General features: G+C 43.6%; 29 protein-coding genes. 10 read left to right on the plus strand and 19 right to left on the minus strand.

Annotated elements, in window-relative coordinates; all coding sequences use genetic code 11:
* Positions 1 to 184 precede the first annotated feature (184 nt).
* The 5 genes from JUE95_RS11470 to JUE95_RS11490 all read right to left on the minus strand — a co-directional run bounded on the left by JUE95_RS11470 (position 185) and on the right by JUE95_RS11490 (position 5,124).
* The gene (locus JUE95_RS11470; RefSeq protein ID WP_203651743.1) at positions 185 to 415 is read right to left on the minus strand and encodes a YbaN family protein; all 231 of its coding nucleotides are present in this window, start codon (positions 413 to 415) and stop codon (positions 185 to 187) included.
* A gap of 319 nt (positions 416 to 734) precedes the next feature.
* Positions 735 to 2,435 carry a phosphoenolpyruvate carboxykinase gene (locus tag JUE95_RS11475; RefSeq protein ID WP_203651745.1) on the minus strand — a complete coding sequence of 567 codons (1,701 nt, stop codon included), beginning with the start codon at positions 2,433 to 2,435 and terminating at the stop codon, positions 735 to 737.
* A 210-nt stretch (positions 2,436 to 2,645) separates the two neighbouring features.
* Positions 2,646 to 4,022, minus strand: a complete 1,377-nt coding sequence (locus JUE95_RS11480; protein WP_203651746.1) for an MFS transporter — start codon at positions 4,020 to 4,022, stop codon at positions 2,646 to 2,648.
* 175 nt (positions 4,023 to 4,197) lie between these two features.
* Positions 4,198 to 4,368 (minus strand): hypothetical protein, encoded by a 171-nt coding sequence (locus tag JUE95_RS11485; RefSeq protein WP_203651748.1) that lies wholly within the window; start codon positions 4,366 to 4,368, stop codon positions 4,198 to 4,200.
* Positions 4,369 to 4,416: 48 nt separating this feature from the next.
* Positions 4,417 to 5,124 (minus strand): zinc metallopeptidase, encoded by a 708-nt coding sequence (locus JUE95_RS11490; RefSeq protein WP_203651750.1) that lies wholly within the window; start codon positions 5,122 to 5,124, stop codon positions 4,417 to 4,419.
* 299 nt (positions 5,125 to 5,423) lie between these two features.
* On the opposite strand from JUE95_RS11490, the gene map reads away from it, so the two are divergent.
* On the plus strand, positions 5,424 to 6,215 hold the full coding sequence (gene map / locus JUE95_RS11495; protein ID WP_203651756.1) for a type I methionyl aminopeptidase: 792 nt from the start codon (positions 5,424 to 5,426) through the stop codon (positions 6,213 to 6,215).
* Between the two features lie 101 nt (positions 6,216 to 6,316).
* A complete protein-coding gene (locus tag JUE95_RS11500; protein WP_203651758.1) occupies positions 6,317 to 7,042 on the plus strand; it encodes a demethylmenaquinone methyltransferase in 726 nt (241 codons plus the stop codon).
* A gap of 1 nt (position 7,043) precedes the next feature.
* On the opposite strand, the gene JUE95_RS11505 is transcribed toward JUE95_RS11500, so the two are convergent.
* On the minus strand, positions 7,044 to 7,679 hold the full coding sequence (locus JUE95_RS11505) for a DNA-3-methyladenine glycosylase (RefSeq protein ID WP_203651760.1): 636 nt from the start codon (positions 7,677 to 7,679) through the stop codon (positions 7,044 to 7,046).
* A 56-nt stretch (positions 7,680 to 7,735) separates the two neighbouring features.
* Between JUE95_RS11505 and JUE95_RS11510 the strand changes: the two genes are divergently transcribed.
* Entirely contained in the window at positions 7,736 to 8,095 is a 360-nt protein-coding gene (locus JUE95_RS11510) for a DUF488 domain-containing protein (protein WP_203651762.1), read from the plus strand.
* Positions 8,096 to 8,130: 35 nt separating this feature from the next.
* Here the strand turns inward: JUE95_RS11510 and pgmB are convergent, their stop codons facing one another.
* On the minus strand, positions 8,131 to 8,808 hold the full coding sequence (pgmB, locus tag JUE95_RS11515; protein ID WP_203651770.1) for a beta-phosphoglucomutase: 678 nt from the start codon (positions 8,806 to 8,808) through the stop codon (positions 8,131 to 8,133).
* Positions 8,809 to 8,891: 83 nt separating this feature from the next.
* Here pgmB and JUE95_RS11520 point away from each other — a divergent pair, with 83 nt between their 5' ends.
* Positions 8,892 to 9,554, plus strand: coding sequence for a DUF6198 family protein (locus tag JUE95_RS11520; RefSeq protein ID WP_203651772.1), 663 nt, complete (start codon positions 8,892 to 8,894; stop codon positions 9,552 to 9,554).
* Positions 9,555 to 9,794: 240 nt separating this feature from the next.
* On the opposite strand, the gene JUE95_RS11525 is transcribed toward JUE95_RS11520, so the two are convergent.
* The 5 genes from JUE95_RS11525 to JUE95_RS11545 all read right to left on the minus strand — a co-directional run bounded on the left by JUE95_RS11525 (position 9,795) and on the right by JUE95_RS11545 (position 15,388).
* Positions 9,795 to 10,220 (minus strand): OsmC family protein, encoded by a 426-nt coding sequence (locus tag JUE95_RS11525; protein ID WP_203651774.1) that lies wholly within the window; start codon positions 10,218 to 10,220, stop codon positions 9,795 to 9,797.
* A gap of 172 nt (positions 10,221 to 10,392) precedes the next feature.
* Positions 10,393 to 11,334, minus strand: coding sequence for a phosphoglycerate dehydrogenase (locus JUE95_RS11530; RefSeq protein WP_203651776.1), 942 nt, complete (start codon positions 11,332 to 11,334; stop codon positions 10,393 to 10,395).
* Between the two features lie 75 nt (positions 11,335 to 11,409).
* Complete coding sequence (locus tag JUE95_RS11535) at positions 11,410 to 12,546, minus strand: GGDEF domain-containing protein (protein ID WP_203651778.1); 1,137 nt, start codon at positions 12,544 to 12,546, stop codon at positions 11,410 to 11,412.
* A 228-nt stretch (positions 12,547 to 12,774) separates the two neighbouring features.
* Entirely contained in the window at positions 12,775 to 14,391 is a 1,617-nt protein-coding gene (locus tag JUE95_RS11540; RefSeq protein WP_308440907.1) for a BCCT family transporter, read from the minus strand.
* Between the two features lie 445 nt (positions 14,392 to 14,836).
* Positions 14,837 to 15,388, minus strand: coding sequence for a sugar O-acetyltransferase (locus JUE95_RS11545; RefSeq protein WP_203651780.1), 552 nt, complete (start codon positions 15,386 to 15,388; stop codon positions 14,837 to 14,839).
* 121 nt (positions 15,389 to 15,509) lie between these two features.
* Between JUE95_RS11545 and JUE95_RS11550 the strand changes: the two genes are divergently transcribed.
* Positions 15,510 to 16,082, plus strand: a complete 573-nt coding sequence (locus JUE95_RS11550) for a DUF2179 domain-containing protein (RefSeq protein WP_203651782.1) — start codon at positions 15,510 to 15,512, stop codon at positions 16,080 to 16,082.
* Positions 16,083 to 16,103: 21 nt separating this feature from the next.
* Here JUE95_RS11550 and JUE95_RS11555 read toward each other — a convergent pair whose 3' ends face one another.
* Complete coding sequence (locus tag JUE95_RS11555; RefSeq protein ID WP_203651831.1) at positions 16,104 to 16,949, minus strand: ribonuclease H family protein; 846 nt, start codon at positions 16,947 to 16,949, stop codon at positions 16,104 to 16,106.
* A 193-nt stretch (positions 16,950 to 17,142) separates the two neighbouring features.
* On the opposite strand from JUE95_RS11555, the gene JUE95_RS11560 reads away from it, so the two are divergent.
* A complete protein-coding gene (locus JUE95_RS11560; protein WP_203651784.1) occupies positions 17,143 to 17,604 on the plus strand; it encodes a hypothetical protein in 462 nt (153 codons plus the stop codon).
* 131 nt (positions 17,605 to 17,735) lie between these two features.
* Here JUE95_RS11560 and codA read toward each other — a convergent pair whose 3' ends face one another.
* Complete coding sequence (codA, locus tag JUE95_RS11565) at positions 17,736 to 18,992, minus strand: cytosine deaminase (RefSeq protein WP_203651786.1); 1,257 nt, start codon at positions 18,990 to 18,992, stop codon at positions 17,736 to 17,738.
* Positions 18,993 to 19,195: 203 nt separating this feature from the next.
* Here codA and JUE95_RS11570 point away from each other — a divergent pair, with 203 nt between their 5' ends.
* Both JUE95_RS11570 and JUE95_RS11575 read left to right on the plus strand, forming a co-directional pair.
* Positions 19,196 to 20,539: a TrkH family potassium uptake protein gene (locus JUE95_RS11570; protein ID WP_203651788.1), complete on the plus strand. Its 1,344-nt coding sequence runs from the start codon at positions 19,196 to 19,198 to the stop codon at positions 20,537 to 20,539.
* Entirely contained in the window at positions 20,532 to 21,215 is a 684-nt protein-coding gene (locus JUE95_RS11575) for a potassium channel family protein (protein ID WP_203651790.1), read from the plus strand. The genes JUE95_RS11570 and JUE95_RS11575 overlap by 8 nt, the downstream gene beginning before the upstream one ends.
* A 262-nt stretch (positions 21,216 to 21,477) precedes the next feature.
* On the opposite strand, the gene JUE95_RS11580 is transcribed toward JUE95_RS11575, so the two are convergent.
* The 4 genes from JUE95_RS11580 to JUE95_RS11595 all read right to left on the minus strand — a co-directional run bounded on the left by JUE95_RS11580 (position 21,478) and on the right by JUE95_RS11595 (position 23,131).
* On the minus strand, positions 21,478 to 21,861 hold the full coding sequence (locus JUE95_RS11580; RefSeq protein ID WP_203651792.1) for a DMT family transporter: 384 nt from the start codon (positions 21,859 to 21,861) through the stop codon (positions 21,478 to 21,480).
* Positions 21,862 to 21,872: 11 nt separating this feature from the next.
* Positions 21,873 to 22,190 (minus strand): DMT family transporter, encoded by a 318-nt coding sequence (locus JUE95_RS11585; protein WP_203651794.1) that lies wholly within the window; start codon positions 22,188 to 22,190, stop codon positions 21,873 to 21,875.
* A 75-nt stretch (positions 22,191 to 22,265) separates the two neighbouring features.
* Positions 22,266 to 22,442 (minus strand): hypothetical protein, encoded by a 177-nt coding sequence (locus tag JUE95_RS11590; RefSeq protein WP_203651796.1) that lies wholly within the window; start codon positions 22,440 to 22,442, stop codon positions 22,266 to 22,268.
* Entirely contained in the window at positions 22,442 to 23,131 is a 690-nt protein-coding gene (locus JUE95_RS11595) for an NAD(P)H-dependent oxidoreductase (protein WP_268920924.1), read from the minus strand. The genes JUE95_RS11590 and JUE95_RS11595 overlap by 1 nt, the downstream gene beginning before the upstream one ends.
* 453 nt (positions 23,132 to 23,584) lie before the next feature.
* Here JUE95_RS11595 and JUE95_RS11600 point away from each other — a divergent pair, with 453 nt between their 5' ends.
* Together JUE95_RS11600 and JUE95_RS11605 are read left to right on the plus strand one after the other, a co-directional pair.
* Positions 23,585 to 24,061: a PH domain-containing protein gene (locus JUE95_RS11600; protein WP_203651840.1), complete on the plus strand. Its 477-nt coding sequence runs from the start codon at positions 23,585 to 23,587 to the stop codon at positions 24,059 to 24,061.
* The gene (locus JUE95_RS11605; RefSeq protein WP_203651807.1) at positions 24,051 to 25,469 is read left to right on the plus strand and encodes a PH domain-containing protein; all 1,419 of its coding nucleotides are present in this window, start codon (positions 24,051 to 24,053) and stop codon (positions 25,467 to 25,469) included. The genes JUE95_RS11600 and JUE95_RS11605 overlap by 11 nt, the downstream gene beginning before the upstream one ends.
* An 80-nt stretch (positions 25,470 to 25,549) precedes the next feature.
* On the opposite strand, the gene JUE95_RS11610 is transcribed toward JUE95_RS11605, so the two are convergent.
* The gene (locus tag JUE95_RS11610; protein WP_054736490.1) at positions 25,550 to 25,750 is read right to left on the minus strand and encodes a cold-shock protein; all 201 of its coding nucleotides are present in this window, start codon (positions 25,748 to 25,750) and stop codon (positions 25,550 to 25,552) included.
* Positions 25,751 to 26,020: the final 270 nt, after the last annotated feature.

Consider the following 26,020-nt stretch of genomic DNA (forward strand, 5'->3'; position numbering starts at 1 on the left):
TCGGTGAAATTCCAGATTCCACCAATTGAATACACGCTAGTTTTTCTGCCAGCGTGTATCTGGATCCTTTCTTTCCCATACAAAAACTCCCTCTATAGTACACAAGCTTTAATTATTTGCTTGTCTACTATAGAGGGAGTATAGCCGACAGTCATTCAACTGTTTGAGCCCTCTTTATTACTTTTTAGTTAACTAACCACTTTGCTAAAGTCGGTTGATGTTTTCGTAACCATTCTGCCAGCCGGGTTCGGCTTAACCAGCGATGAAATGCCGGTGAGAGTTTTTTCAAGCTGTAGATCATCAAAACCATGAACGGAACGCCTGGGATGATTGGTAATACAAAGCCAACGATTGACCCAACTAGCCCTGTAACCATTAACGTTGACCATAGTAGTTTCGTAAAAATTAATTGCACGTTATCATCCCTCTTACTTTTGATTTTAAGATAGTATATCTGCAAATCAAACGACTATCAAGAGATATACAATGAGTTAACGTAATGTTAATCATTTCGTAACACCACTTTGCTGAAACGCGTTCTCCGCGGCAGACAGCTATGTGTAAGCCAAGGGCTACCCAAATCCCAAGTTCGGACTTGGTTCCTGTTATTTTGCTGAAACGCGTTCTCCGCGGCAGACAGCTATGTGTAAAACAAGGGTCACCAAAATCCCAAGTTCGGGGATTTAGGTGACCCTTGTTTTACACGCCGCTATCTAAACGCCGCGGTTCACGCTCTATGAGTTCCACAACTCATCCAACAACTCTTTAGCACTTTCATTCAAACTATCCTTGCTCTTATCCGTACCAAGGTGGGTATAAATTTCACCCACATAGGTACCCTTATCAAAGAAGTGCTTGAATACCTTGTCGATAATCGGACGAGTTCTTTCCTCTTCTTGCACTGGCCCGAATGGGTTAGCGAAGAAGGTCGTACTCATACCGACTTCATCAGTAGTTCCTAAAGCAAACCGCTTACCTTCAATGAAGGTTGCTTTGGCTTCCTCTTCGTTTTCAAAGCGGTGAATACCGATATCTTTATCATAATTGTTTGCGTAGACCCACATATCAACGCCGTGATGACCGACCACCCGGTTATATGGATCTGCTGGAATGATAACCCGGGCGTTCTTCCGGTCTGGGTTCAAGTAAACACCACGGTCCATGTTATTGAAGGCCACGGCCGAACTCAAATCATCCAGTCGAACGAAGGCACCAATTTCAGTTCCTTGGGCATACAGATCACCATCATCCGTTAGATTAAAACTGCCCATATCATCAAAAATCGTTTCCAGACTTAAAATCTTGTCATCCGCAATTTCCTGCAGAGCTTCCAAAGATTCTGACTTCCCGGCACCAGAATCACCGAAGAAGACCACGTTCTTATTCTTGCCATTAGCGAACTTAATACGAACCATTGAGCCATGAATTGGCAAACGGTTTTCATAGATCATGTGCAGGTTATGCAACGTCAAGCACATCTTCTTCATATAACCGAAGTAAGTGGTCTTATCGTTGTATGGCACTTCACCAACCCAGATGTCGTTTTCTTCATCGTGGTGATAGTGGCAAACGTCACCTTCAGTTTTTGGCAAACCAAACAGTAAAATTTCATCTGGTTTATGACCGGCAACTTCTTTAGCACTAGCAACTTCAAATAAGTTGGCCAGTGAAATCCCGCTGACGAAGTAATCACGATGGAAGTAAATGTAGCAGAGGCTTTCACCGATTTTCGCTGGGAAGCAGTACCATTCGCTGCGTGATCCATGGAACTTATCAATTGGGTTATCAGGTACCGCCGTAAATGTCCCCTCACGTTTGTTAGACGGGGTCTTCATCATCATTGGTGGCCGCAACATCAAAGTCTCCAGAAAGCGGATTGGCTTCAGTGCTTCATAGCCGTGAGGAATTGGCCAGTCAAGCGACTGCGTCAGAACACAGGCAGAAGTTCCAGCACTAACTTGACGATAGGTTTTATTACGGAAGCCCTGCAGCTTTTCTTCAACCGTCCGATAAGCTTCAATCACAACATCGTTGAATTTGTTATCCATTTGCATGAAGTTTTTCGCAGTTGCTTCGCTGCCATGCAGATTAACAACCCCAATTCTGAGGTATGACCGGTAATATGAATACAAGTCTTCAACGCTATACAGAATTTCCTCGCGCGTGTACGTATCAAATGCATCAGGGCGATCAAGCAGCACTGCCTTCAATGTATCGATGTAAGTTTTGGGATCAGCATCTTCAAAATCACTCCGTTGACTTTCAGCTGTATGATGACGATCCTCCAAAAATAACCGAACGACCTCCGCGGCCTCTTTACTATTAATTAAAGTAAAGATATCAGAGATATATTTGTTCGTGTAATTAAGTACAGCGACTTCTCGATCCGGATTCATGTATAACGCAGACGTTTCAACTTTTCCTGACTCAGTCATGTAGACAATTCTCCTTCCAATGCAACTAATTTGCATAGCTCTATTGTAGCCTAAAATGAGCCGAACGAAAACCGAAAAATGAGAATTTAATAAAAGCGATAATTTCCCGTCATATCAGGGTATTATCGCTTTTTAAAATTATAAAAATGAGAGATTTTTTTGAAATATTTAGAATGAAAGATGACCTAAGTTTTTCAATTATTCACTGAATTAATCTTTCGCTTTCTTATCCTTTAAACTTAAGGCCAAAACTAAACCAATAATTTCAAGAACAAAGAAGGTAATGAAAGCAATGTGGAAATTACCAAGAGTGGCTGTGGCAACGCCGCCGAGTGACAATAGAATCGTTGCTACGGCAACCCCGGTTGACCCGAGTAATTGACGCATGGTGGTAATGACCGCGGTCCCGTGAGAAACCTTTTCGTTAGGCAAGGCATCCGCACCCAAAGTAGTCGCAGGCATCATCACAAAGGCGTTCCCGCCTTCAATCAGCATCGCTATCGGCATCATCGCCCACAATGAGAATTTACCAGGAATCAATGCCAGGATACCCCAGCCAACGAGGATCATGGTCATCCCTATCAATAAAACCTTTTTAAACCCAATTCTGTCGGCTAATCGACCCGTTAACGGATTTAAAATACTGAGGAAGACTGCACCAGGAACTAAGGCCATTCCTGAAATAAACGGACTGACACCTAAAATGATTTGGTAGTACAGTGGGAAAACAATTGTTACAACAATTAATGCAATGTATGACAAACCTGTCAACCACACTGATTTATTGAACTGAACAACCTTGAAAACCCGCAAATCAAGCAGCGGTTCCTTTAATCGTAATTGTCGGATCCCAAAGAATAATAACAACAGGATGCTGACAATTAAAATAACGCTGGCCATTCCCCAGTTAACACCGGGTGTCCCAACCAAGTTGATCACGTAAAGAACCCCAATAAAACCAACTAGGCTAATCACTGACAACCAGTCAAGATGTGATGGTACTTGAGGCATGACGTTTATGATGGTCTTCAACGACAGCAAAATGACCAAAGTGATCACGATCATGAACACAATAAATAGTCCTTGCCAAGTCGTAAACCGAAGCACGATTCCTGAAATAATTGGTCCTACGGCTAACGCTGACCCCATAACTAAACCTGCCAGTCCCATTGCACCACCACGTTCCTCACGCGGCGTGATGGTGAGCAGCACTGTTTGATAGGATGGGAACAAAATACCCACACCGATTGCTTCCAGTGCACGTCCCAATAGAACTAACGGAAAGTTTGGTGCCAGAATAATCAATAGTGTCCCAACGTCGAACATAATTAAAACGGATAAAAATAATGACTTGAAACCAATATTGCTCAGCAGCCAAGGACTAACCGGCATCATAATGCACATAATCAGCATGAAGCCAGTTGTCAGCCATTGGACTGTTGACGCAGAAATTGAAAAATATCGCATCAACGTTGGGTAGGCAGTTGACACCGCCGATTGACTGATTGACATTGTAAAAGTCCCCATCAGCAAAGTCGTCACGAACCATAGCCGTGCGCGACCTGATAGAGTAGTTGTTTCGCTCATCTTCTGATTCCCCCTTAATACCACAATCATAAGCGTTATCAGGGCTAAAATCAATTGTGTAAAACGCAGATTAAAACATTGTAGAGATAAAAATCCTTTTTTACTTACTTTTAAGTCATGGTTGCCTAAACAAATCAGAATAAAAAACACGACCAAATTGGCCGCGTTTATATAATTAACTCAAGCTGTTAATTGTGCCATCGTCAATTGCTTTTTTAATTTTCTTTGCTTCATCCAAGCGAGACTCAACAATATACTTCATTGTGACATCTTTGTCTGATTCTGCTTGCTTAAATTGTTCAGTTAAAAATTCGATTTGATCCTTTAAGTATGAAATTAAGTCCATTTTTCCCACCAACCTTTTTATCCTACTCTCATTATAAATCAAACCTGCTTAATTGTCGTCACGATTCCCTCCAAAGAGGATGATTAATCGTAGTAACTGCAAAAAAGTGGCTAATGCGGCCGCAACGTAAGTAAGTGCTGCAGCTGTCAGAACGCGCCGAACCATTGGTACTTCATCCGCAGTCAGTAGACCGCCATCGCTGAGAATCCGCAGTGCCCGGTGAGAAGCATTAAATTCAACGGGCAGTGTGACCAGTTGGAACAACAGTGCAAAGGAAAACAGGAAGATTCCAATGTGGATCAACGTCTGGTTCATTCCCATTAACACACCCACTAAAATCAACGGGAAGGAAATGGAAGAGCCAAAATTAGCTATCGGTACAATGGCAGTCCGCAGCCTCATCGGCAGATAGTTTTGCGCATCCTGGACGGCGTGACCGCATTCATGAGCCGCCACACCAACGGCTGCAACCGATGAGGAGTTGGCTGTTGATTCAGACAGATTCAACGTCTTGTTACTTCCATTGTAGTTATCGGTTAAATTACCAGTAATTGGGTGTACTGAAACATTATTGATCCCTGACTGCTGCAAAATGTACTCAGCAGCACTGGTTCCAGTAACGCCGCTTTGAGCACGGTAACGGTCATATTTAGCATAAGTTGAATTAACATAACCTGAAGCCGCCATTGAAAGCAGTAAACCAGCAATCACTAAAATATACGTTGGGTCAAAAAAGGAGAATATCGGTGATGTCATTGAACCCCTCCTTTGGTATTTGTATCAATATCGTTGCAGAACATTGTAGCAAGGAATTGGGATAGGGACAAGAAACTTAATGAATGCTTAAGGTTATTGTTTTGATCTCCTACATTGCCTATTCGGGTTCCAGCGGACTGAGAGCTGCATGTAAGCAGGTAACGTTATAAGCCCCAAGCCCAGGGCTTATAACGTTACCTGCTTACACACCGCTCTCAAAACGTCCGCTTCCACACCATCGCTTTTTGGTGTACCATTATAACTGTTGAATTTATAAAAGAACAAAGGAGCATAAATTCTTGATTACTATAAAATCAGAACGTGAAATTGAAATGATGCGTAAATCCGGTGCCGTTTTGGCTGGTGTACATTTGGGTCTACGCAATATTATCAAACCTGGTATTTCTAGCTGGGACATTGAAAAGTTTGCCAACAAGTACATTGAAGAACACCACGCCAAGGCCGAAGAAAAGGGCTTCGAAGGTTACAAATACGCTACCTGCGTCAGTGTTAACGACGAAGTTGCCCACGCCATTCCCCGTAAGGACCTCTTACTTAAGAATGGTGACATCGTTGCCGTTGACATGGTGGTTAACTTGGATGGCTTCATGAGTGATTCTTGCTGGACCTACGCGGTTGGTGAAATCAGTGAAGAAAAGCAGCACCTCATGGATGTTACCAAAAAAGCTCTTTATCTAGGAATCGACCAAGCCGTTGTTGGTAACCGGATCGGTGACATTGGTTACGCAATTCAGCACTACGTTGAAGATGAAAACCACATGGGTGACGTGCGTGAATTAATCGGCCATGGTATTGGACCGACCATGCACGAAGAACCAAACGTCCCTCACTATGGTGAACCAGGCAAGGGCTTACGTTTGCGTGAAGGCATGACCATCACCATCGAACCAATGGTCAACTTAGGTACCTGGGAAATTGCTTCTAAGCAAGTTCCTGGCGATACTTGGGAATACTACGTTTCTGCTGATGGTACTCCTTCAGCTCAATACGAACACACTTTGGTCATCACAAAAGATGGTCCTAAGATCTTAACTTCTCAAGATCCAGTTGAAGACGCTAAGTATCTATAATACAAAAATCAGCAAATGAAAACGTCCCGCAGGTGGAAACAGACTTGCGGGACGTTTTTTGGTATGATTGAACTATTGAATTTTACTTAGGAGGAACCTCTATGTCACTTACTAATAACACACCAGAACCACAGGTCCAGTCCCTTTTCAAACGGATTGCCGGTAACTATGACCGCATGAATAACCTCATTTCACTTGGCACGCATAAACACTGGCGCAAGGTTGCCATGGCTAAATTAGCCGTTAAGCCTGGCAGCTTCGTGCTGGATCTCTGCTGCGGTACCGGCGACTGGACGATTGCATTAGCGAAAGCAGTCGGTCCATCCGGCCAAGTGGTTGGTCTGGACTTTAGTAAAGATATGCTGGCAGTCGCCAAGAAAAAGATCGCGGCCGCTGGTTTGAACGACCGCGTCACGCTGGTTCAAGGCGATGCAATGGATCTTCCTTACGACAACGATCACTTCGATGTGGTCACGATTGGCTTTGGGCTGCGGAACGTGCCAGATGCCAATCAAGTATTGCGGGAAATGCACCGGGTTGTTCGACCAGGCGGTCAAGTTGCCTCCCTTGAAACCTCGCAGCCAACCCAACCAGTTGTTAAATTGGGCTGGAAAGTATACTTCAAATTAATTCCAATGATGACAAAACTGGCGGTTCACAATTACCAAGATTATGTCTATTTAGAACGGACCGCGGCAGAATTCGTCAACGCTAAGAAGCTAGCCGAAATGTACGCTAACGCTGGTTTTAAGCAAATTAATTACCAAACCTTCGACATGGGTGCTGCGGCTTTTCACAGCGCACGCAAATCATACACGGAAAAATAACCTATTTGGCAGTTAACCAGCCATGCGTTTCGATATTCATATCCCGCTTGCGCATACCGGAAACATAAGGATTCCCTGCCACATAGTACCGGTACGGTGCGTTCGTCTGCCCGCCGCGTTTGCTGACACCAATTCGTGCTGAGGTAATGATTTCTGCCGGGGTCAGCTTGTCTTCTAGACTAACTTCAAAGGGACTGTCATCAAGCATGGTGTTGTTCCAGTGAAGATCGGTAATGCCAAATGCCTGCATCAGCTTACCGGGACCATTAGTGAGCTCCGAACCCATTTTCGGCCGGTTAGCCATCATAATGTCGAGACCATCTTTGGGCTCAACTCCCCGTACTAAAATCCCTTGCGGCTCACCCTCATCTTGAACCGCAATATCGAAGGCATAGTAGCCGCGGGACGTGTAAATATAGATATTACCTGGCGCGCCATACAGCGCATCGTTAGCCTTTGTTCGGCGGCCTTCATACGCGTGTGCCGCTGAGTCAGCAACACCTAAATAAGCCTCTGCTTCAACGATGTAGCCGCTAACCAATCCCTTGGGTGACTTGTAACTTAAAAGCTTCCCAAGTAAATCACGGGTAATGGTTTCAGATGGACGGCCGCTAAAAAATTCTGCCATAGTTGTCATTATTTCTTCCCCTAACGTTCGTATGCTATATTTAATTATAGAAGAGGTGATACAAAATGGCACTCAAAATTGAACGAATTTACACAAAACCAGCTGATATGGATGGTTACCGTATCTTAATTGACCGTTTATGGCCACGGGGGATTTCGAAGGAAAAAGCCGCTCTTGACGAGTGGTTTAAAACCATCGCCCCGACCAAGGAACTGCGTCAATGGTTCGGTCATGACCCTGAAAAATACGACGAGTTCAAAACCCGTTATATCGCTGAGTTAGACGCTAACCCTGATCGAGATGAGTTTTTGAAACTAATCCAAGCTCATTTAGCTGAGGGCAACGTGATTATGCTTTTTGGGGCAAAAGATGAAACCCATAATCAGGCAGTCGTTTTAAAGGAATATCTGGATAAATTATTGTAGTTTAAAAAAGATCACATCAATGACGTGATCTTTTTTTAATGCTGTTCAATTTGCTGTCGGATACCAGCTAACGACAGTTCTTTCGTACTAGCAAACTTAACGCTGGCGGACGCAATTTCAGTTGCTTCCCCAACCCCAACGGATAATGCTCCAGAACCATTAACAGCGCTGAGACCCGTTTTAGAATCTTCAATGCCGATGCACTGTGCTGGCGCTAAGTGCAGCAATTCCGCTGCCCGAACATAGATCTCTGGATCTGGTTTATTATGGGTCAACGTTGCCGGATTCACGATCAATGGAAAATAGTCTTCCAGTTGCATCTTTTTAATTTCTAACGGCGCGTTGACGGACGCCGAAGCTAAAACGATACCGTAGTGTTTCGCCTTTAATTCATCCAGAAAAGCAATGATTCCTGGTAGCACGTCCGCCGGCGACATGTGCGAGATCAGTTCAAGGTATATCTGATTCTTATGTTCACCAAGCTGCTGTCTTTCATCAGTCTTATATCGGTCAAACTGATGCCCTGATTCAAGGATCGCAGCTAATGCATCCTGCCGATCCATTCCCAGCACCGTTTGAGTCAACGTGGACGTCCATGTAATTCCCAGCTGATCAGCTAACTGCTGCCAAGCTTGGAGATGATACTGGGATGAATCGGCAATTACACCGTGAAGGTCGAAAAGCACTCCGGAATATTGGCTAAATTTAGTCATGAATGACACCCCGTTTTAGGGCAGTAGCCCTTTCATTTTAGCTACAATCCCGTATAATAGAATCGTTATGAAGGAGTGAGGACTTGTATCAGGATAACGGAAAACCAACAGTATTAGGAGATTGTATACTACTTGTTATCTCCATTATAATCAATTCCTTAGGGAACGCACTAACTGTCTCCCTTAACCTTGGGAGTGCTTTATGGACGGCTTCTGCCGTTAATATGTCCCACCTCTTCCGCATGAATCTAGGCAACATACTGTTACTTGAGGGGATTGCGGTAATTTTGTCTAACGCATTATTGCTGCGCCAGTTTGACTGGCGCCGAATGTTGGGCAACGTACTCTTTATGGTCCCCTTTAGCTATTTAGTCAGTGGCATTGCCCAGATGCTAACCGTATTTCATATTCAAAATCTGTCACTGGTGCCATCAGTGATTCTTGATATCGTGGGCGTTATGATGATTGGCTGCGGTGTCTCCATTTATCAGCGAATTAATTTGATCCTGCATCCCAACGACGACTTCATGCAGATTTTAAGGTTTAAGTATTTCCGCGGTAACGCGGTGATTGCTTCTTTAGTTGCCTTCATTGTCCCAATCACGATTACCGCTATTTGTTTTTTACTTCAGCGTCATTTATGGGCGGTAAACATTGGCACTGTGGTGGCATTGCTTTTCCAAGGTACTTTCATCGCCTTAAGCGACCGTTACGTTTTCCGAAAATTAAAGCATCAGCGTCTTTAAACTAACCCAAGCTGTGATAAAACTCGGTAGATTCCAGAATTTAACGTGAATAATGCCTATTCCGCGGTTTTTGCGGAATAGGCATTATTTGCGTTAAATGGCCGGAATCTGAGTTTTAAAACGTAATTAGACTATACAATCGGTAAAAACCGAAGTACAGTTACAACTAATTTGGATTAAGAATTGATTGAAATACTTACCAATATAGACTTATGGCACAGTCCCTTTACTACGTTCTCTTTAGAACGAAAATTCATCAACCACTTCAAACGAAACGTTAGCGTTTTGTTTAATCATCTTAGCTACTGGGCAATAGTTCTTAGCTTCATCAACTAACGCCTGTGCCTGGTCATGTTCAACGCCCGTCATTAAGACTTGAACCCGAACCACAAACTTATAACCCGTATCGTCCTTTAATTGATCGACACCAGTATGAACAACACTCTTATGCGGTAACTTGTGCAGCTGCTCAATGATTTCAATCGTCGCGTTAAAGCACGTACTGATTGCTAAACCAACTAATTGTTCAGGGTTAGTTCCAGCGCCCTTTACTAACGAACTGCTGACACCAAGCGCCAAGCCTTCGTTACCACGAATAAAGCTAACGCCGCTCAAACCTTTTTCATTCACTGCCTCTGTATGATACAACGATCCATCAATTGCCATTGTCAGGATCCCCCTTTTGTTTTTTGTGCCTGTAGTGTAGCACTTGAGAAAGCGATTCCAAAACATTTAGCTTATTCCAAACTAGTCACAAAACCAGTTTTGAAATAATCGCTCAAATTCAAAAGGAGCCTTATAAAAAAGGTAAATCATGGCTAATGAATCAATATAAACTTTAAAGGGTCGGTTCGTTAACTGCCCATTCAGGTTTTTGACCTGAAAGAGCTGCGTCAATCATCTTAGCTGCACCCATGGCCATGTTTTGACCAGCTTCAACGGTATTTGATGCCGTATGCGGTGTTAAAAAGACGTTATCCATCTGATAAAACGGACTGTCATTCGGCAGCGGTTCTTCCTCGAAAACGTCCAGCGCAGCACTAGCAATCTGATGGCTGTTAAGTGCAGCAATTAGTGCCTGTTCATCGACCACTGAGCCCCGAGCCAAATTTACCAGTGACGCACTGGGTTTCATCATGCTTAACTCTTTTTTACCAATCATATGTTCAGTCTGCTTTGTAGCAGCAATATGCAGCGTTACGTAGTCTGATTGTTTCAATAGTGTTTCTAAATCAACGTATTCACCGTATGCTGTTGGTCGTTTAGTTCGGTTATAGATCAACGTTTTCACACCAAATCCACTGAGCATTTTAGCCACTGCCTGCCCGATGTGACCATAACCGACAATTCCAATGGTCGAACCCGCTAATTCATGACCAAAAATTTGCTTGGCAGCATTCTGCTTACCCTGACGCATTAAAGTTGAAACTTCAAATGAGCGCTTAGCTAGCAGCATCATATCGGTTACGGCATTTTCAGCCACACTCGTTGAATTAGCCCCTGGTGTGTTGGTGACCCAAACGCCCTTCTTGGCAGCATAGTCAACGTCAATACTGTCGTACCCGACACCATAGCGCGCTAAAACTTTTAAGTTAGGTAATTTATCATACAAATCATTAGGGAAAGGTGACACAAACATCATGATACCAGCAACGTCTGGCGCTGTTGCTAAAATGGCTGCTTCATCTGGGTTAGCAACGGTGAGCACGTCATAGCCCTTTTTAGTTAAATATTGATTGGTTTGCTTATCGGCAACCTCAGGGATAATTACTTTTTGCATACTGCGAATTCCTTTCTGGTTCAAATAATTTTTTACTACTTAAATTTTAACATGAATCCCTTTATGCTCTTTCAATTATGGCTCATTCGCCGTTGTTACCCGGTTACGACCAGTTTCTTTTGATCGATACAGCCGCTGGTCGGCGCGTTTATACACATCCAGGTAATTTTGATCTTCGTCATCAATTTGATCTTGTCCCATGGAAATGGTGATTTGAAACCGCCGCCCCTGCTTCGTCGTAAATTGTAGGCGGTCAATGGCTTTTCGAACTTGATTGGCAACAATATCAGCGGTATCTTGCTGGGTTCGGCTATCAAACACAACGAATGAGAATTCTTCGCCACCGACTCGATACGCCTTAGCATTATTACTGATTTTGGGAACTAAACGAATGAGCTCAGTGGCCACTAACTTCAGCACATTATTACCTTCTAAATGTCCATAACGATCGTTGACCCGTTTAAAATGATCAATATCAAACGTATACAGTAAATACTGCGTGCCATTTTCATGATAATCCTTAAAAGCTTGCTGGAGATCGTCATTGAAGACCCGAAAGTTGCTCAACTGAGTTAAGTTATCCTGCCTAGCTTCACGAATGAGCAGTGCCTGCCATTCAGCCCGGCACTTTAAGCGATGATGAATGAACCAAATTAAATAAGAAATACATAAACTAGCGCTTATCTCCCATAACCAGCCTGGTGCAATACCATTTAATGAAATCCAATTAGCCCACATAAACGGTGCGGAGAACAAAGCACAAAATGGATAATACAGTAACGGCCGGTCGATGATCTGCCGACCAAAGCGTTCGGCAACATACATCATTAACATGCTGGCAACGAAGAAATATCCCCACCATTTCAGGTTCGGTAACCACCAGTACCAAAGCAGCAAAGTCACTGACAAATATGTGAAAAGCCAGCGACTTTGCGTAAAGAACAGTGCGAAAATCAAAACACCGATCTGAAACGCTAAATAACTCCAACCAAACGCCTTACTATCATGGTTAGACATAATTCGAAGAACCGAAGACAAATGATAAAGACCCAGGAATGCAATGGTTAAAGCGGTTTGACTAGAATTCCGGAGTCGTTCCCCAATTGAAAATTGAAACCGAGTTTGTTGCAGCCACGAATATAGTAATGCAAAACCCGTCAACAGCAGCAAGTTGATGACAAAGGTGACGCCGCGGATTGCCCATATCAACATGTTGTTTCCCCCATTTTCAATTTAATTTTGAAAATTCCCACTATCAGTTTGCCTCACTCTTCTATTTCTGTAAAGCACAACTTATCGTTCCTAAAAGCAGATAGTCGATTAACACCCTTAATTAACGCTGTTTAGCAAATTTTATCAAACCACTTATTTAAAAAAAGTTCCGCTAAAAATCATCTGAGACGATTTTAGCGGAACTCAATATTTAGTCAGTGTTTTAAATTAATTAACCAATTGATTTGGTGACAAAATCAACTTACCATGAATCGCTGATTTGCGTTCCACTGTAACTGGCTGATGCGCCATTTCGGTAATCGCCGGAGATGGCGTAAAGACCAGTTCGTGGTCGTGCTTGACCAAACGATGGATCGACATCAATATTACCGCACAGACCCCAATCAACGGGAATCCAGCCAAAACTGAAATCGTCTGAATGACTTTGAAACCACCTACTAGAACCAGTGAGAAAGCAAATATCATAAAGATAATGACCCATGTCATCCGGTTAAAGCGGGTTGGTTCGCGGTGATCCAGCGGTGTACTGGTGAACGACGACAAAATGTAAGCTGAACCAGAAATGGTTGTCGCCAAGAAAATGAAACATGATAAGCAGTAAAGTAATGTCATGACTTGCTTCATTGGCAAAGTCCCAATGACAGTTGCAATGACAGCAGCTTGACCCTGAGTGTTTAAAATGTGGACCAAATTAATGACCCCATTTTGTTGCAACCAAAGTGAGTAGCCCCCCATTACCGCATAGAACAAAGCACAGCCGGTAAAGCCGTACATCAGCATACCCATGAGCATCTGACGAATCGTCTTACCACGAGAGATTTTCGCAATGAACAATCCCATCACTGGCATGTATGACAACCACCAGCCCCAGTAGAAGATCGTATCTTGCTGAGGTGCACTTGGATGCGTATTCGTTGCCATTGGCACGAACTTTTGAATCAGCATGCCCAAGCTATGTGCTTCGTTAGTAATAATATAACGTGTAGGACCAAAGAATAAAATTAAGACCAGAAAACCGATGGCTAACCAAATATGTGCCATGCTTAATCGGTCAATCCCACCGTTCAAGCCTTTAAAGACCGTCACAGCAAAGAGACAGAATAAGACAAAGAATAAGCCCATTTCCAGCGGCAAACCGTACTTAACACCGGTTGCACTTGAGAATGCTTTGGCTGTAATTGGGACTTCCATCCCAATCGATGAACCGACACCACCAATAATACCAATCACGACAAGAACGTTGATCAAGCCACCAACGAATTTTTTAATCGATTGATGCTTATCACCATCCAGCATGCCGATCCCATCACTGAGTTTTTGAACGGGTTGACCTTTACGATACATCAGGTAACCAATCAAAACAGCGGCGGGTGCGAACATCATCCAAGCCATTGGCCCCCAGTTAAACTGCCCAGTCATTGTGGCAGACACATAAGCGGCGTGTGAATAGGCTTTGAGATGAAAGGGTGGGTTTTGAATAACCGTTAGTGGATCAGTGATGGACAGCATCATAATGCTGGCATCGATCGCCGTGGCAAACACCATAGCGCCCCACTTGAAACCACTGTAAACCGGCTTGTCATCAGGTTTTCCAATTTTAATTTTCCCATATCGGCTAAATGCCAATCCGATTAAGAAGACAAAGTTGATGATATAAATACCAAGGTACATCCACCCTAACTTTAGGTTCATCCAACTCAATAGACCGGATAAGGGTGTTTGAAGACCCTTTCCACCTACCATTAACACTAAAGTTGCCAGTAAGAATAATCCCACAGTTGGTACAAAGACCCACTTGTTGATTAACTTGCTTCTTAAAATAATATTCCTCCTCTAATAATTGTACATACCGGGGACAGAGTGTGGCGCAAATCAAAGCGTCCGGCAAGGCTGTAAAAGGTCGCCCTCAACCCACTCCTAATAGGAATCCCGTTATCGAATTCAAACCATTTATGAGCCAGTTAAAACCTCTACCTTGCGTCTCGTGCTTTAATTCGTGAAGTACACCATGACTTTTTATTAGCTAAGATGTACTTGAAACCACCGATGAAATTGTTACCTTTCAACTCTGAAAACACCCGACGTATTTTCATAAGGGTCAGCAAAGTACAAAAACACAAAAAAGCTGTCGAGATCGGTCAAAGACCATCTGCAACAGCTTTATCTGCAACAAATTGCCGCTTCCAAATGTAACCCGAATGAATTTACATTTTCATTATACACGTTTGAAAGAATAAGTAAAATGTGTGACATTGATAAGGAAATTCAGTTATACAATAGTTTTAATGATCCGTGCGGGATTTCCTGCTATAACAACGTTATCGCCAAACGACTTGGTGACCACGGAACCGGCACCAACGACCACGTTGTCACCCAAGGTCACGCCGGGTAAAATTGTTACCCGGCCACCTAACCAAGCATTGTCACCAATTGTAATTGGTTTTCCTAGCTCCACATCGGCATTTCGCTGCACTGGATCCAGCGGGTGAACGGGTGTATACAGCCCAATGTTTGGTCCGAAGTAGCAGTGTTCACCAATCGTAATTGGGCAGGTATCCAAAAACGTCATATCGTAATTGCCATAAAAATGATTGCCAATATGAATATTGAAGCCGTAATCGAATTTAAACGATGATTCCACAAAAAAATCGTCGCCAACGTCAGCTAGTAATGCCCTGAAACGGTTATTTCGGTCATCATTATCCGTAATACGATTTATCTCTTCCAGTTGCTGCCTCATATATACCCGACGGTTGATCAGTTCCGGATCAAACTGATTATAAGGCTTTCCCGCCGTCATTTTTTCGCGTTCTGTCGTCATCTATTGAACACTCCTTTGTCAATAAGCATATCACAAGTCACAAATTTGAGTTAAATTGCTTTCATCAGCCGCTATTTGCACTAAACTGTAGTAGTACAAAAAGAAAGAAGGGGCGATTTATTTGAAACTTGCACTGACTATTTTTCTTCTAAATGCTTGTTATATCACGTTAAATACGTTTCGAACCATGCTGGTTGTTCGCCGTCAACGTTTATGGGCGCCGCTGCTAGCCGTTCTTGAAGAATTCGTTTACGTTATTGCACTGGCAATCGCGTTGAAAAACATTAATTCACCCGTTAACGTCATCGCTTATACCGTTGGTTTCGGTCTAGGTATTTACCTTGGTATTCTCATTGAAGATCACGTTGCTCTAGGCTGGGTCAATTTTCAGGTTACCGTTAAAATCGATAATGACGATCCCAAGTATCAGCAAAATAAAAAGCTTCCGGAAGACCTGCGTAATAACGGTTACGGGGTAACGGAAACTTGGGGCTACGGCCGTGACGGCTCACGCCTAATTTTAAACATCTTAGCACCCCGTAAAGCTGACCATCGGCTCATGGATCTGATTCATGAACTGGCCCCCGAAGCATTTGTAATGGTCAATGAACCAACACAGATGTCAGGCGGTTTCTGGAGTAAAGAAGTAGAACGGCGCTTTAGAAAAGTGACCCATAAGGAAAAGCAAAACTAAACCATTCTATCAAGCACTGGGCTATGGATTTTTAAATAAATCCAATTGTTCCAGTGCTTTTTGAATGTCTGAAACCGACTGATCCACTTTCTTTTGTTGTTTGGGTTCCGGCTTAGCATTCGCCTGCTTATTATGAGTGGCTGGTTTAGATATAGGTGCTTTAGCAGGCTTTTTCCCAGTTGCTGTTTTACCGCGAACTGGTCGGCCGGTCTTCACCATTGCGTCCATTGTTTTATTTAATAAGGTATCGACAAAGATGTTACCCTGATTATCCGCATGCCCCTTAGTCCAAACTAGGGAAAGGTTAGAAAATTGAGGGAGCAGCTGACTGACTTTTTGCCAAAGCTCCGCGTTCATTAGTTCACCACCCGAACGACGCCAGCCACGCCGCTGCCAGCCCTTTAGCCAGCCTTTATTAATCGCATCTAAAACGTACTTAGAGTCTAAAACTAACGTGATATCAGCCGTTTGCTGACCCTGGTCGATCAGTGCTTCCAGCGCTTTAATCAGCGCCATGATCTCCATTCGGTTATTAGTCGCACCCCATTCACCGTCAGAATCGCTTAACACCGTCTTCGGTAATTCCAAACGAAACGCCCAGGCAGCCGGATCAGACGATTTAACGTGACCACCCTTAACGTTGCCTGAGTTACGAGTACCGCCATCCGTGTAGCCAATAATCATGCCTTCAGGCTGCGCGGGCTTTGCCGCAGCTGGCTCACCCATAAATTGTTTAGCTTCAGACTCTGTCTTGAATCCCTTAAATTCAGCTCCCGAAAAACCGGACACTTCTTTTTGAGCTTCCGGCCAGCTGGTATAAATACCGGGATGCTGGCCCTTCCTTACCGCGTAATATTTACCCAAAATAGTCACCCTCTTATCACTTTAAGTATTGTTGAAGTTTAGTAAATTCTTATTACAATCCCAATTTTACAGTAGTCAATCATACTAATTCTGTGAAAATTATGCTAAAGTTATTAGTGTAAATAAATTGTATTGAAAATCGACGTTCATTCATGAACTTTGTCATCCAACCAGTTGTTCAAGAGGAGGAACTCTGATGTCTGAAATCCACGCTCAGCTCATCAACATCGATCAAGCCCATGCCTTGTTGAAAGAGCAACATAGTCAAGCTAACGAACTTTTCCCCGAGCTTACGCTCACTGGTCAATATATCCTACCAGATTATCGGCTAACGCGTAAACGGGAAGCGTTCAAAATTCGCAAACATACTTTTTTGAAGAAACATTACAAGTCCTATGTGGCCTTCGATTCTGAGAATGGTCAAACCCTTTGGATGCGTAATTTTTCTAGTTTAACTCAAGCTTTATTCTGGCTTCAAACCGGTCTTAAACCTGGCGATACCGATAGTCAGTTTTCGTTCAAAGAATGGCACGAAAGCCACGCTGACGAAATTGAAACCTATAAGGATCAGCTTCGCTCACTGCATAAGGAAGCCGTTGCCAAGAAAAAAGCAACTGATTCCCGTGCGCACAAGTCAAAACCAAAAAAACACGCTTAGTATGATGAGTTCTGATTTTGCTCAGAACTTTTTTAGTTTACGATCTGTCATCAAAGTTCCTGAATAACCCACTAAAATCCCTTAGGACAGTCAATAAACATTGCTATCCTAAGGGATTTTTATCGTTTCATTTACTTAGTAATTTCACTTTGACCAAAGTACGTTTTAACTTCTTGAGGCCGCGTCTTAACGGTCACAATCCCATGGTGAATGGCGTACAAAACTTCTGCCCGTTCATTCAGCGCATCATAGAAGTTGTCACGGTTCAAAATAATGCAGTTAGCCTGTTTGCCAACTTCAATCCCATAGTGATCCAAAACATGCATTGCCCGTGCCCCGTTTTGAGTCACGTACTTATATGAACTCATGATCTGGTCATAGCCCATAGTTTGCGCCACGTGAAGGCCAAGGTGCAACGGATCAAGCATATTGCCGTCACCCATTGGATACCACGGATCCTTAATATCATCTTCGCCAAAGGCAACGTTGATGCCATCTTCCGTTAGTTCTTTAACCCGAGTCATACCACGACGCTTTGGATAAGTATCAAACCGGCCACCCAGGAAGGTGTTGACCAGCGGATTAGCAATCATGTTAATGCCAGACATCTTCAGTAGACGGAACAGCTTATACGCATAGGCATCATTATAAGAGCCCATAGCGGTAGTATGGCTAGCAGTCACCTTATCGCTCATTCCGGTTTCGTAGGCCAGGGTTGCAAGTGTCTCAAGACCTCTGGCTGCTGGATCATCAATCTCATCACAGTGAACATCGATCAGCTTATCATACTTTTCAGCTAAATCACTGACAAAGTGCAGTGATTGCACGCCGTATTCACGGTTAAATTCAAAGTGAGGAATCCCCCCGATAACATCAACACCCATTTCGGCAGCCTTGGTCATTAACTCCTTACCATGTGGGAAAGACAGAATACCCTCTTGCGGGAAAGCAACTAGTTGGAGTTCAATAAAGTCCTTTACTTCATCACGAACTTCAAGCAGCGCCTTCAAGGCCGTTAAATTGGGGTCGGTCACATCCACGTGCGAACGAACGAACTGGGTCCCATGACTGGCCTGTTTTTTTAACGTTTGAGTAGCCCGTTTTTTGACGTCTTCAATCGTCAGTTTTTGTTTCCGTGCTGACCAGATTCGGATTCCATCAAACAGCGTACCAGATTGGTTCCATTCTGGGTCCCCGGCTGTTAAGGTTGAATCCAAATGAACGTGGGGGTCAACGAACGGTGGCAGCAAAAGCTTCCCGTGGCCATCGATCAAGCCCTCACTCTCCTTGGGCGTAATGTGGTTAGCAATTTCAACAAACTTGCCGTCCTCGATTCGAACATCTTTCAAGGTCTCGCTATTTTCAATTGACACTTGCTGTATCAGCATCTTATTACAACCTCCAGCGGATTTAGTTAATACGTACAACCAAATTATACCACGGCACTTGCCAATTATTTGCTCAGTTATTCATTTTCCAAAATCTGTTTCATCATCTGAGTAATTTCACTTTGAATTCAACACCATATTGCTTTCAAACCGGCAGTATTTTCGATATAGTGAGATTAACGAAAACGAAAGGAGGGCTTGCTATGTCAATCTTTAAACGACGGCATCTATCGCTGCCCAAAGCATTGACCCTCGGCTTTTTAATCATTATTTTGATGGGCACTATCCTGCTTAGCCTGCCTATTGCTACTCGCGGTGCCCATTCAACGTCCATTTTAGACGCCCTGTTCACTGCTACCAGTGCCACCTGTGTGACCGGATTGACATTGGTCAGTACCGCCTTTCACTGGACCGTTTTCGGTCAGACAGTTATTTTATTCCTAATGGAAATCGGTGGCTTGGGCTTCATGACTTTTACCGTCATGCTGTTCTTATTTACGCGCCGACAAATGAAACTTTCGACCCGCTTGTTAGCACAAGAATCCCTCAACCTGGATAACCTTTCCCAGCTTAGCGTCATCAAACTCATTTTGCTGCTGTCGTTAATTATCCAACTGACGGGTGCCGGACTGTTAATGATCGATTTTTATCCCCGTTATGGTCTTATTAAAGGACTCTGGTTCAGTCTTTTCCATGCTGTATCAGCGTTCTGTAACGCGGGTTTCGATTTATTCGGCAACAGTCTCCAAGGGTTTGCCAACGATCCCTACGTCCTGAGTGTGATGTCGGTACTGATCATCGCCGGTTCCTTCGGCTTTTTGGTTTGGCAAGATCTGCTGCTATACCCTAAACGGCACCATCTTTCATTGCATACCAAGCTAGCGCTGGGAACCGGTACCGCTCTAGTTCTACTTTCACTCATCGTTTATTTGCTCAGCGAAAATAACTTAGCCATTCTCAGCTCCCGCGTCTCTTATGGCAATCGATTAGTGAATACCATATTCATGGCGATTACACCGCGAACTGCTGGCTTGATTACACTACCCTATCAGCAATTATCTATTGCCAGTATTGCATTCACCATGCTGCTAATGTTCATTGGCGGTACGCCCGGATCAACTGCTGGCGGTGTGAAAACAACAACTATTGGTTTACTGACACTGCAGAGCATCGCAACACTGCGGGGAAAACGTGATGCTACTTTTGGTCACCGACGCTTTACCCAAGAAAACGTTTTTCGGGCCCTGACCCTAATTTTCGTTGCATTAACAATTCTTGCAACAGCAACCTTGATTCTTTGCGCCACCCAGCCAATTCCTAAAAGCGACGGCCTGCAGACCGTTACTTTTGAAGTCATGGCAGCATTTGGGACCACTGGCATCTCGCTGGGACTCACTCCCCACTTAAACATCTTGGGTAAACTGATCATTATGTTTTTAATGTTTATCGGCCGGGTGGGAATCTACACCGTCATGTTTTCGATACTGAATGCTAGTCCTAAGCAAGCGACCTACCGTTACCCAGAGGAGAGTGTTTTAATTGGCTAAACAAGAACGTGAAAATTACGCTGTAATTGGTTTGGGGCAATTTGGCAGTGCCATCTGTCAATCGCTAGTGGAAGCCAAACAAGAAGTCTTGGCTATCGACGTAGATGAAGAAAAAGTCAACGAATTCACAAACATCGTTACCCGAGCAGTGATTGCCGACGCACAGGATGAAGACGCGATGAAAGAACTTGAGCTTGGCAGTTTCGACCACGTTTTCATTTCCATTGGTCAAAACATCCAGGCCAGCATCATGGCTACCCTGCTAACCAAGGAATTGGGTGCCAAAGACGTCATCTGCAAAGCGGAAAACGAGAGTCACGCCAGGGTACTTGAAAAAATTGGTGCCGACCAAATCGTCCGCCCGGAACGTGATATGGCCCGCCGAATCGTCTTCCACCAGCTCCAGCCCAATATCGTTAACTACCTCATGCTAAATGACAAGGTTACCATGGCTGAGATCAAAGTCGATAATCCGGCTTTCGTGGGCAAATCTCTAAACGAATTATCAGTTCGGAACAACTATCATATTAACGTCATTGCTATCAAAACAGACGGGAAAGTCAACCTCTCACCGGATGCCGATGATAAACTACAAGCTAACGATCTCATATCGGTAGTCGGCTACACAACAGACGTTAATCAGTTCAACGCGGACGCACAGTCTTCTTCGCTTTAAAAATCGGAGTGTGTGATAAAACTCAGTAGATTCCAGAATTTAACGTAAAGGATGCCTATTCCGGCGAACTTTGTCGGAGTAGGCATCCTTTGCGTTAAATGACCGGAATCTGAGTTTTAGAGCATGATTAGGCTATATTAACGTGTTGAACTAAAATACGATCATAAAAATATTTAGCTAATAGGCTGATTGAAATGCTTACCACATAAACTTATGGCACAGCCTGTTTACATTTTCGTCAAAAGAAGAACCAAGTTAACACTCAGCTCTTTACGTTCATTTTTTCGTCAACCTGCAAAGATTCATAGTCAATTTCCTCTTCAGCTTCACCAGACCAGTTCAGTGATACGATACCAACAACAATCATCATCAAACCAAGAATTTCGCCGAGTGAAAATGAAACGCGGAACATGGCAACGTCCAGCGCAGCCGTTAAAACAGTACCAGCTCCAGACCAAAGCCCATAGGCAACACTCAGTGGTACCACACGCATCGCATATGACAGGCTATAGAGCATAATCAAAAAGGCGGCAATACTCAAAAAAGTCCAGGAGAACTGAGTAAACTCCCTTGATAGCTTTAGTGAAATTGTCCCGGCAATCTCTGTAACAATTGAAATTCCTAACGCTATATAGTATTTAAACATCCGCCCTCACCTCACAATATATTCAGCATCACCGTGCCAATAATAATACAAGCTACGCCAACCACTTTGGATCGATTAACCTGCTCTTTAAAGAAAATGATCCCAATAATGGTCGTAAAAAGCGTTCCGATGGCTCCCCACAGTGCATATGCCACACCTAGGTCCAGCCAACGAAGGGACTTGGAAAAAAGAAACAGTGTGATCGTATAGCCAATCACCAGACAAATTGTCGGAATCAGCCGGTGAAAGCCATCCGATTCCTTCAACAACGAACTGCTAATAATTTCAAATACAATCGCGGCACATAAAAAACCGTATCCTAATAACAAACGATCATCCCGTTTCCACAGACTTCATTGATTATTATTTTAACCCTAATCGATTCCACAGGGAAATCTCTGACGTTACCAGCGCGATGGATTCCAGGTTCGGCCATCCAGCTCACCTTGCGCCAGCTTAATTCGTCGCTGCTGTTCCTCACTAAGTTCTGCCAGTGCTAAATAAAGAGCGCGTTCCTTAAACTGCGGTGTCTGATTGGCTAACGTTAATAATTGTTCAGTGGCCCAAGTTTGTTCCGCCATTAGCTTTCCTCCATATCCTGAATCATTTTAAGATTCATCTGCAAGTCTTCCAGAGTAGATTGATTATTTTGAATCTGTTCTAAAATTAAGCTGAGTTGCTGTCGCTTTTCTTCCGGTGCTGAAGCAATTAGTGTCGTCAATCGATCAATCAACCAGTTCGTTTGGTCATCAAAATGGCCCAGTCGTTTTTGAGTTAGATAACGCTGATAGTTAATCAGTAATCTAGCCTTCATATCATCCGACTGATACCCGAACTGGTCGATAACAAACGTTGGCAAAAAGCTCATTTGTAATTTATGCGCCAGCGCCTGAAACGGTGTCATAATCTGGGAAAGGCTATAGTTTTCACTGGCTCCGGCAGCAAAGTTTTTAGCTGGTGAGCCCAAACTCACGGCAATCCCCAGCTCTTTGCCAACTAAACTGCCCATGGCATCCGGATATGCAAACCGTCTGGTGAATACTTGATCCAGCCAGTTTTTCAAAATGGCCGGTGCTGAGTACCAATAAAGCGGAAATTGCAGCACGATTCGATCTGCTGTTTCAACCAATTTCTGTTCGTCAGTCACCGTTAAATCAAACGTCGTTAGTGCATGCCAAGTCACGTTCGGAAAATCTGCAACTTCCTTTAAAAACTGCTGGGTACTTGAATCTTCAATTTGTGGATGTCCCACAACGACTAACGTTTTGATAAAACCGCCCCCATTCGCATCATCATGATATTTTAATTAAGCTTATCTTATCACACCGATTATGTAACGGCACCGCTTAGGCTCATCTTTACTGTCTTTCAACCACATCAAACTACAAAACGGTTTTGAGAGTAGGCTTTCTCAAAACCGTTTTGTGCAGTGTTTTATAGGGAGAACGCAGTAGCGACCGAACTACTGGGAATAGCAACGGGATTTATAAGTGGCGTTTGCTACTACACCCTTACCATTCGAAGTAAGTATACCGTTTGTCTGTAATGAATTTTTGTTGTTTGTGTATTAATTGCGTAAAGATTGTTCTGTTAACTTGGGCGCAGTCGCGAACTGAACCAGATAATTTTATATCAGCCTAACAGCTCAATATTCACGATGGATAAACATTTGCTAATAAGGTATTCTTAACCTGTACAGTAACCTAGTCAGCACACGGAGGGCATTATGGAAAAAGGACAGGCTTTACCAGCAAAAATTAAAACGGTTTGGCGAGTTAGTGCGGGGTGTTCGTTGTTAGTTGGTCTGGTCGTTACGGGTGGCTTTATGGCAGCCGCTAAATGGTGGCAGTGGTCCGCCGTATTGTGGCTGATTTGTGCCGGCTTAACGGTGCTGGACGTTGCCATAGAACTGGCATTGATTCCTTATCGTTACCGGTTTTGGCGTTATCAGATATCGGCTCAGGAGGTGGAGATAGAATCTGGATTCTTTTTTCATCAGCAAACTGCGATTCCAATCAATCGCATCCAAAACGTCACTTTGGAGGCCGGTCCAATTCTTCAGTGGCAGCACCTGCAAACCGTGAGCATTGAAACCGCGGCAACTTCCCATAAAATTAAATCAGTCTTGCCAGAAACGGCATCACAGTTAAAACAACGAATCATGACCTTAGCAATGGAGGCGACTCCCTATGACGACTAGGCACTTACACCCATTAGCACTGATACTGATGGTATGGAAGAATCTTGTTAACGTTGTCTTGTTAACCTTAATCATGTTCGGGGTGATTAAGGAACTTGATCAATGGCAGTACCTCACTATTCTAGGTATCATTGTCTCCTTGGCAATTATTTTGGCGGTTATTAGCTACTGGTGGTTTACGTATGAGCTGGACGACCAAGCCATCACCATCCATTCGGGTGTCATCTTCCGTCAGCAGATTCACATTCCCTACGATCGCATTCAAACCTTACAATTAAAGCAGTGGTTCTATATGAAACCGTTCAAAGTGTTAGCCGTAAGCATTGAAACCGCTGGTCAATCAAATGCCAAGGCTGAAGGTCAGTTGCCAGTCGTTGCAAATCGAGTTGTTGGTCAGCTGCAAAAACGAGTGAACGGGCAACTAAACAAGCAATCAGTCCTGGACACACCGGCGACTCCTAGCACCATTTATCACATCGACTGGACTGATTTAAACCTCTACGCACTCACTTCATTAGGCGTCTTTCCTTTATTAGTAGCCTTAGGCTGGCTATATAATAATTTAGATAACATCATCCCCAAAAGATGGCTGCAATCAGCGTTTAGCCAGGCAGAGCATTTGAATATCATATTTCTAATCAGCGTGATACTGGGCATCTTAATCATCGGCATGCTAACTAGCTATCTCATCATCATCCAGCGTTATTACCATTTTCAATTAACAAAACAGGATAATCAGTTACTAGCTGAAAAGGGCTTTTTCCAGCATAATACCATTACCGCCTCGATAAACCGGATTCAAGCCGTGGTCATTGAGCAAACGATTATTCGGCAATGGTTGAAATTAGCGTCTGTTCAGGTGATTCTGGCCTCTTCGGCTGCGGATAAGGAAGATCAAAATAACCTGGTCATGATGCCGGTAATTAGTCAGCGCCACTATGAACAGATTCAGCCTTTCATTCAGTGGTTACCTTCAGTGGAACCAACGTATGTCCGAATCAGTAACAAGGCAAAGGGATTGCTGATCCGAAACGCAGTCGTTCTGACAGCAATCCCAGTGGTTGCCTTAGGCCTCTTCTTTCGGCCTTGGGGTTGGCTGGGACTGCTGTTATTACCAATTGCAGTAGGCCTAGGCGCCTATGCAGGTCATAACATGGGCATCGCAATTTTAAGCCAGCACTTGCTCAGCACACAAGATGGTCACTTCTTTAAACGGTCAACTTATTTAATCCCCAAACGCCGAATTCAAGCTATGACAATCGCTCAGTCGGTTTGGATGAAACGGACACAGTTAGCTCACCTGCGGCTTCAATTGCGCCATGGTGATTCTTCACGGCAAGTTGAGGTCCGCTACTTGCCAATACAAGTGGCACAGTCGCTTTACCAGTGGTATATAAGTCCAAACTAGGTAATACTTCCAATCCTGAGAAGAACACAAAAAAACCACCAATCAAAATGATTGGTGGTTTTTATTAGCTTAATTAAGAATTAAGCAACAGTAACGTTAGCAGCTTGTGGGCCGCGGTCGCCGTCTTCAACATCCAAAGTTACCTTTTGGCCTTCTTCAAGAGTCTTGAAGCCGTCAGCATTGATAGCTGAGAAATGTACGAATACATCTGAGCCGTTTTCAAGAGTGATAAAACCGTAACCTTTGTCAGCGTTGAACCATTTAACAGTACCTTGTTCCATTAGAATGAAACCTCCATGCGCTATGCGCAAATAAATTTTGCATTTGAAACTTTTGAATAAGGAGCCATTCTAAAGAGAACGTTGTACCTTAATTCCGAAGCATAAATACATTACCAATACTATAACAGGTAATTCGAAAAAGTACAACAATAAACTCGAGAAAAAATAAACTTTATTTTAAGCGACCAGATTCAACCAGCTGTATACCAAGCCTGTCACGTCGCATTTTTGCGCACTCACAATTCTACAACAGCCTAACCAATGCAGTAC

Origin of the sequence: Secundilactobacillus yichangensis, from assembly GCF_016861565.1 — a bacterium.
GTDB classification, from domain to species: domain Bacteria; phylum Bacillota; class Bacilli; order Lactobacillales; family Lactobacillaceae; genus Secundilactobacillus; species Secundilactobacillus yichangensis.

What these genes read in the sequence shown, in the direction of transcription:
- JUE95_RS11475 (WP_203651745.1), bottom strand. Translation starts at nt 2,435, where the DNA reads ATGACTGAGTCAGGAAAAGTTGAAACGTCTGCGTTATACATGAATCCG.
- JUE95_RS11480 (WP_203651746.1), bottom strand. Translation starts at nt 4,022, where the DNA reads ATGAGCGAAACAACTACTCTATCAGGTCGCGCACGGCTATGGTTCGTG.
- JUE95_RS11485 (WP_203651748.1), bottom strand. Translation starts at nt 4,368, where the DNA reads ATGGACTTAATTTCATACTTAAAGGATCAAATCGAATTTTTAACTGAA.
- JUE95_RS11490 (WP_203651750.1), bottom strand. Translation starts at nt 5,124, where the DNA reads ATGACATCACCGATATTCTCCTTTTTTGACCCAACGTATATTTTAGTG.
- JUE95_RS11500 (WP_203651758.1), top strand. Translation starts at nt 6,317, where the DNA reads ATGTCACTTACTAATAACACACCAGAACCACAGGTCCAGTCCCTTTTC.
- JUE95_RS11505 (WP_203651760.1), bottom strand. Translation starts at nt 7,679, where the DNA reads ATGACAACTATGGCAGAATTTTTTAGCGGCCGTCCATCTGAAACCATT.
- JUE95_RS11510 (WP_203651762.1), top strand. Translation starts at nt 7,736, where the DNA reads ATGGCACTCAAAATTGAACGAATTTACACAAAACCAGCTGATATGGAT.
- pgmB (WP_203651770.1), bottom strand. Translation starts at nt 8,808, where the DNA reads ATGACTAAATTTAGCCAATATTCCGGAGTGCTTTTCGACCTTCACGGT.
- JUE95_RS11525 (WP_203651774.1), bottom strand. Translation starts at nt 10,220, where the DNA reads ATGGCAATTGATGGATCGTTGTATCATACAGAGGCAGTGAATGAAAAA.
- JUE95_RS11530 (WP_203651776.1), bottom strand. Translation starts at nt 11,334, where the DNA reads ATGCAAAAAGTAATTATCCCTGAGGTTGCCGATAAGCAAACCAATCAA.
- JUE95_RS11535 (WP_203651778.1), bottom strand. Translation starts at nt 12,546, where the DNA reads ATGTTGATATGGGCAATCCGCGGCGTCACCTTTGTCATCAACTTGCTG.
- JUE95_RS11545 (WP_203651780.1), bottom strand. Translation starts at nt 15,388, where the DNA reads ATGACGACAGAACGCGAAAAAATGACGGCGGGAAAGCCTTATAATCAG.
- JUE95_RS11560 (WP_203651784.1), top strand. Translation starts at nt 17,143, where the DNA reads ATGTCTGAAATCCACGCTCAGCTCATCAACATCGATCAAGCCCATGCC.
- codA (WP_203651786.1), bottom strand. Translation starts at nt 18,992, where the DNA reads ATGCTGATACAGCAAGTGTCAATTGAAAATAGCGAGACCTTGAAAGAT.
- JUE95_RS11570 (WP_203651788.1), top strand. Translation starts at nt 19,196, where the DNA reads ATGTCAATCTTTAAACGACGGCATCTATCGCTGCCCAAAGCATTGACC.
- JUE95_RS11580 (WP_203651792.1), bottom strand. Translation starts at nt 21,861, where the DNA reads ATGTTTAAATACTATATAGCGTTAGGAATTTCAATTGTTACAGAGATT.
- JUE95_RS11590 (WP_203651796.1), bottom strand. Translation starts at nt 22,442, where the DNA reads ATGGCGGAACAAACTTGGGCCACTGAACAATTATTAACGTTAGCCAAT.
- JUE95_RS11605 (WP_203651807.1), top strand. Translation starts at nt 24,051, where the DNA reads ATGACGACTAGGCACTTACACCCATTAGCACTGATACTGATGGTATGG.
- JUE95_RS11610 (WP_054736490.1), bottom strand. Translation starts at nt 25,750, where the DNA reads ATGGAACAAGGTACTGTTAAATGGTTCAACGCTGACAAAGGTTACGGT.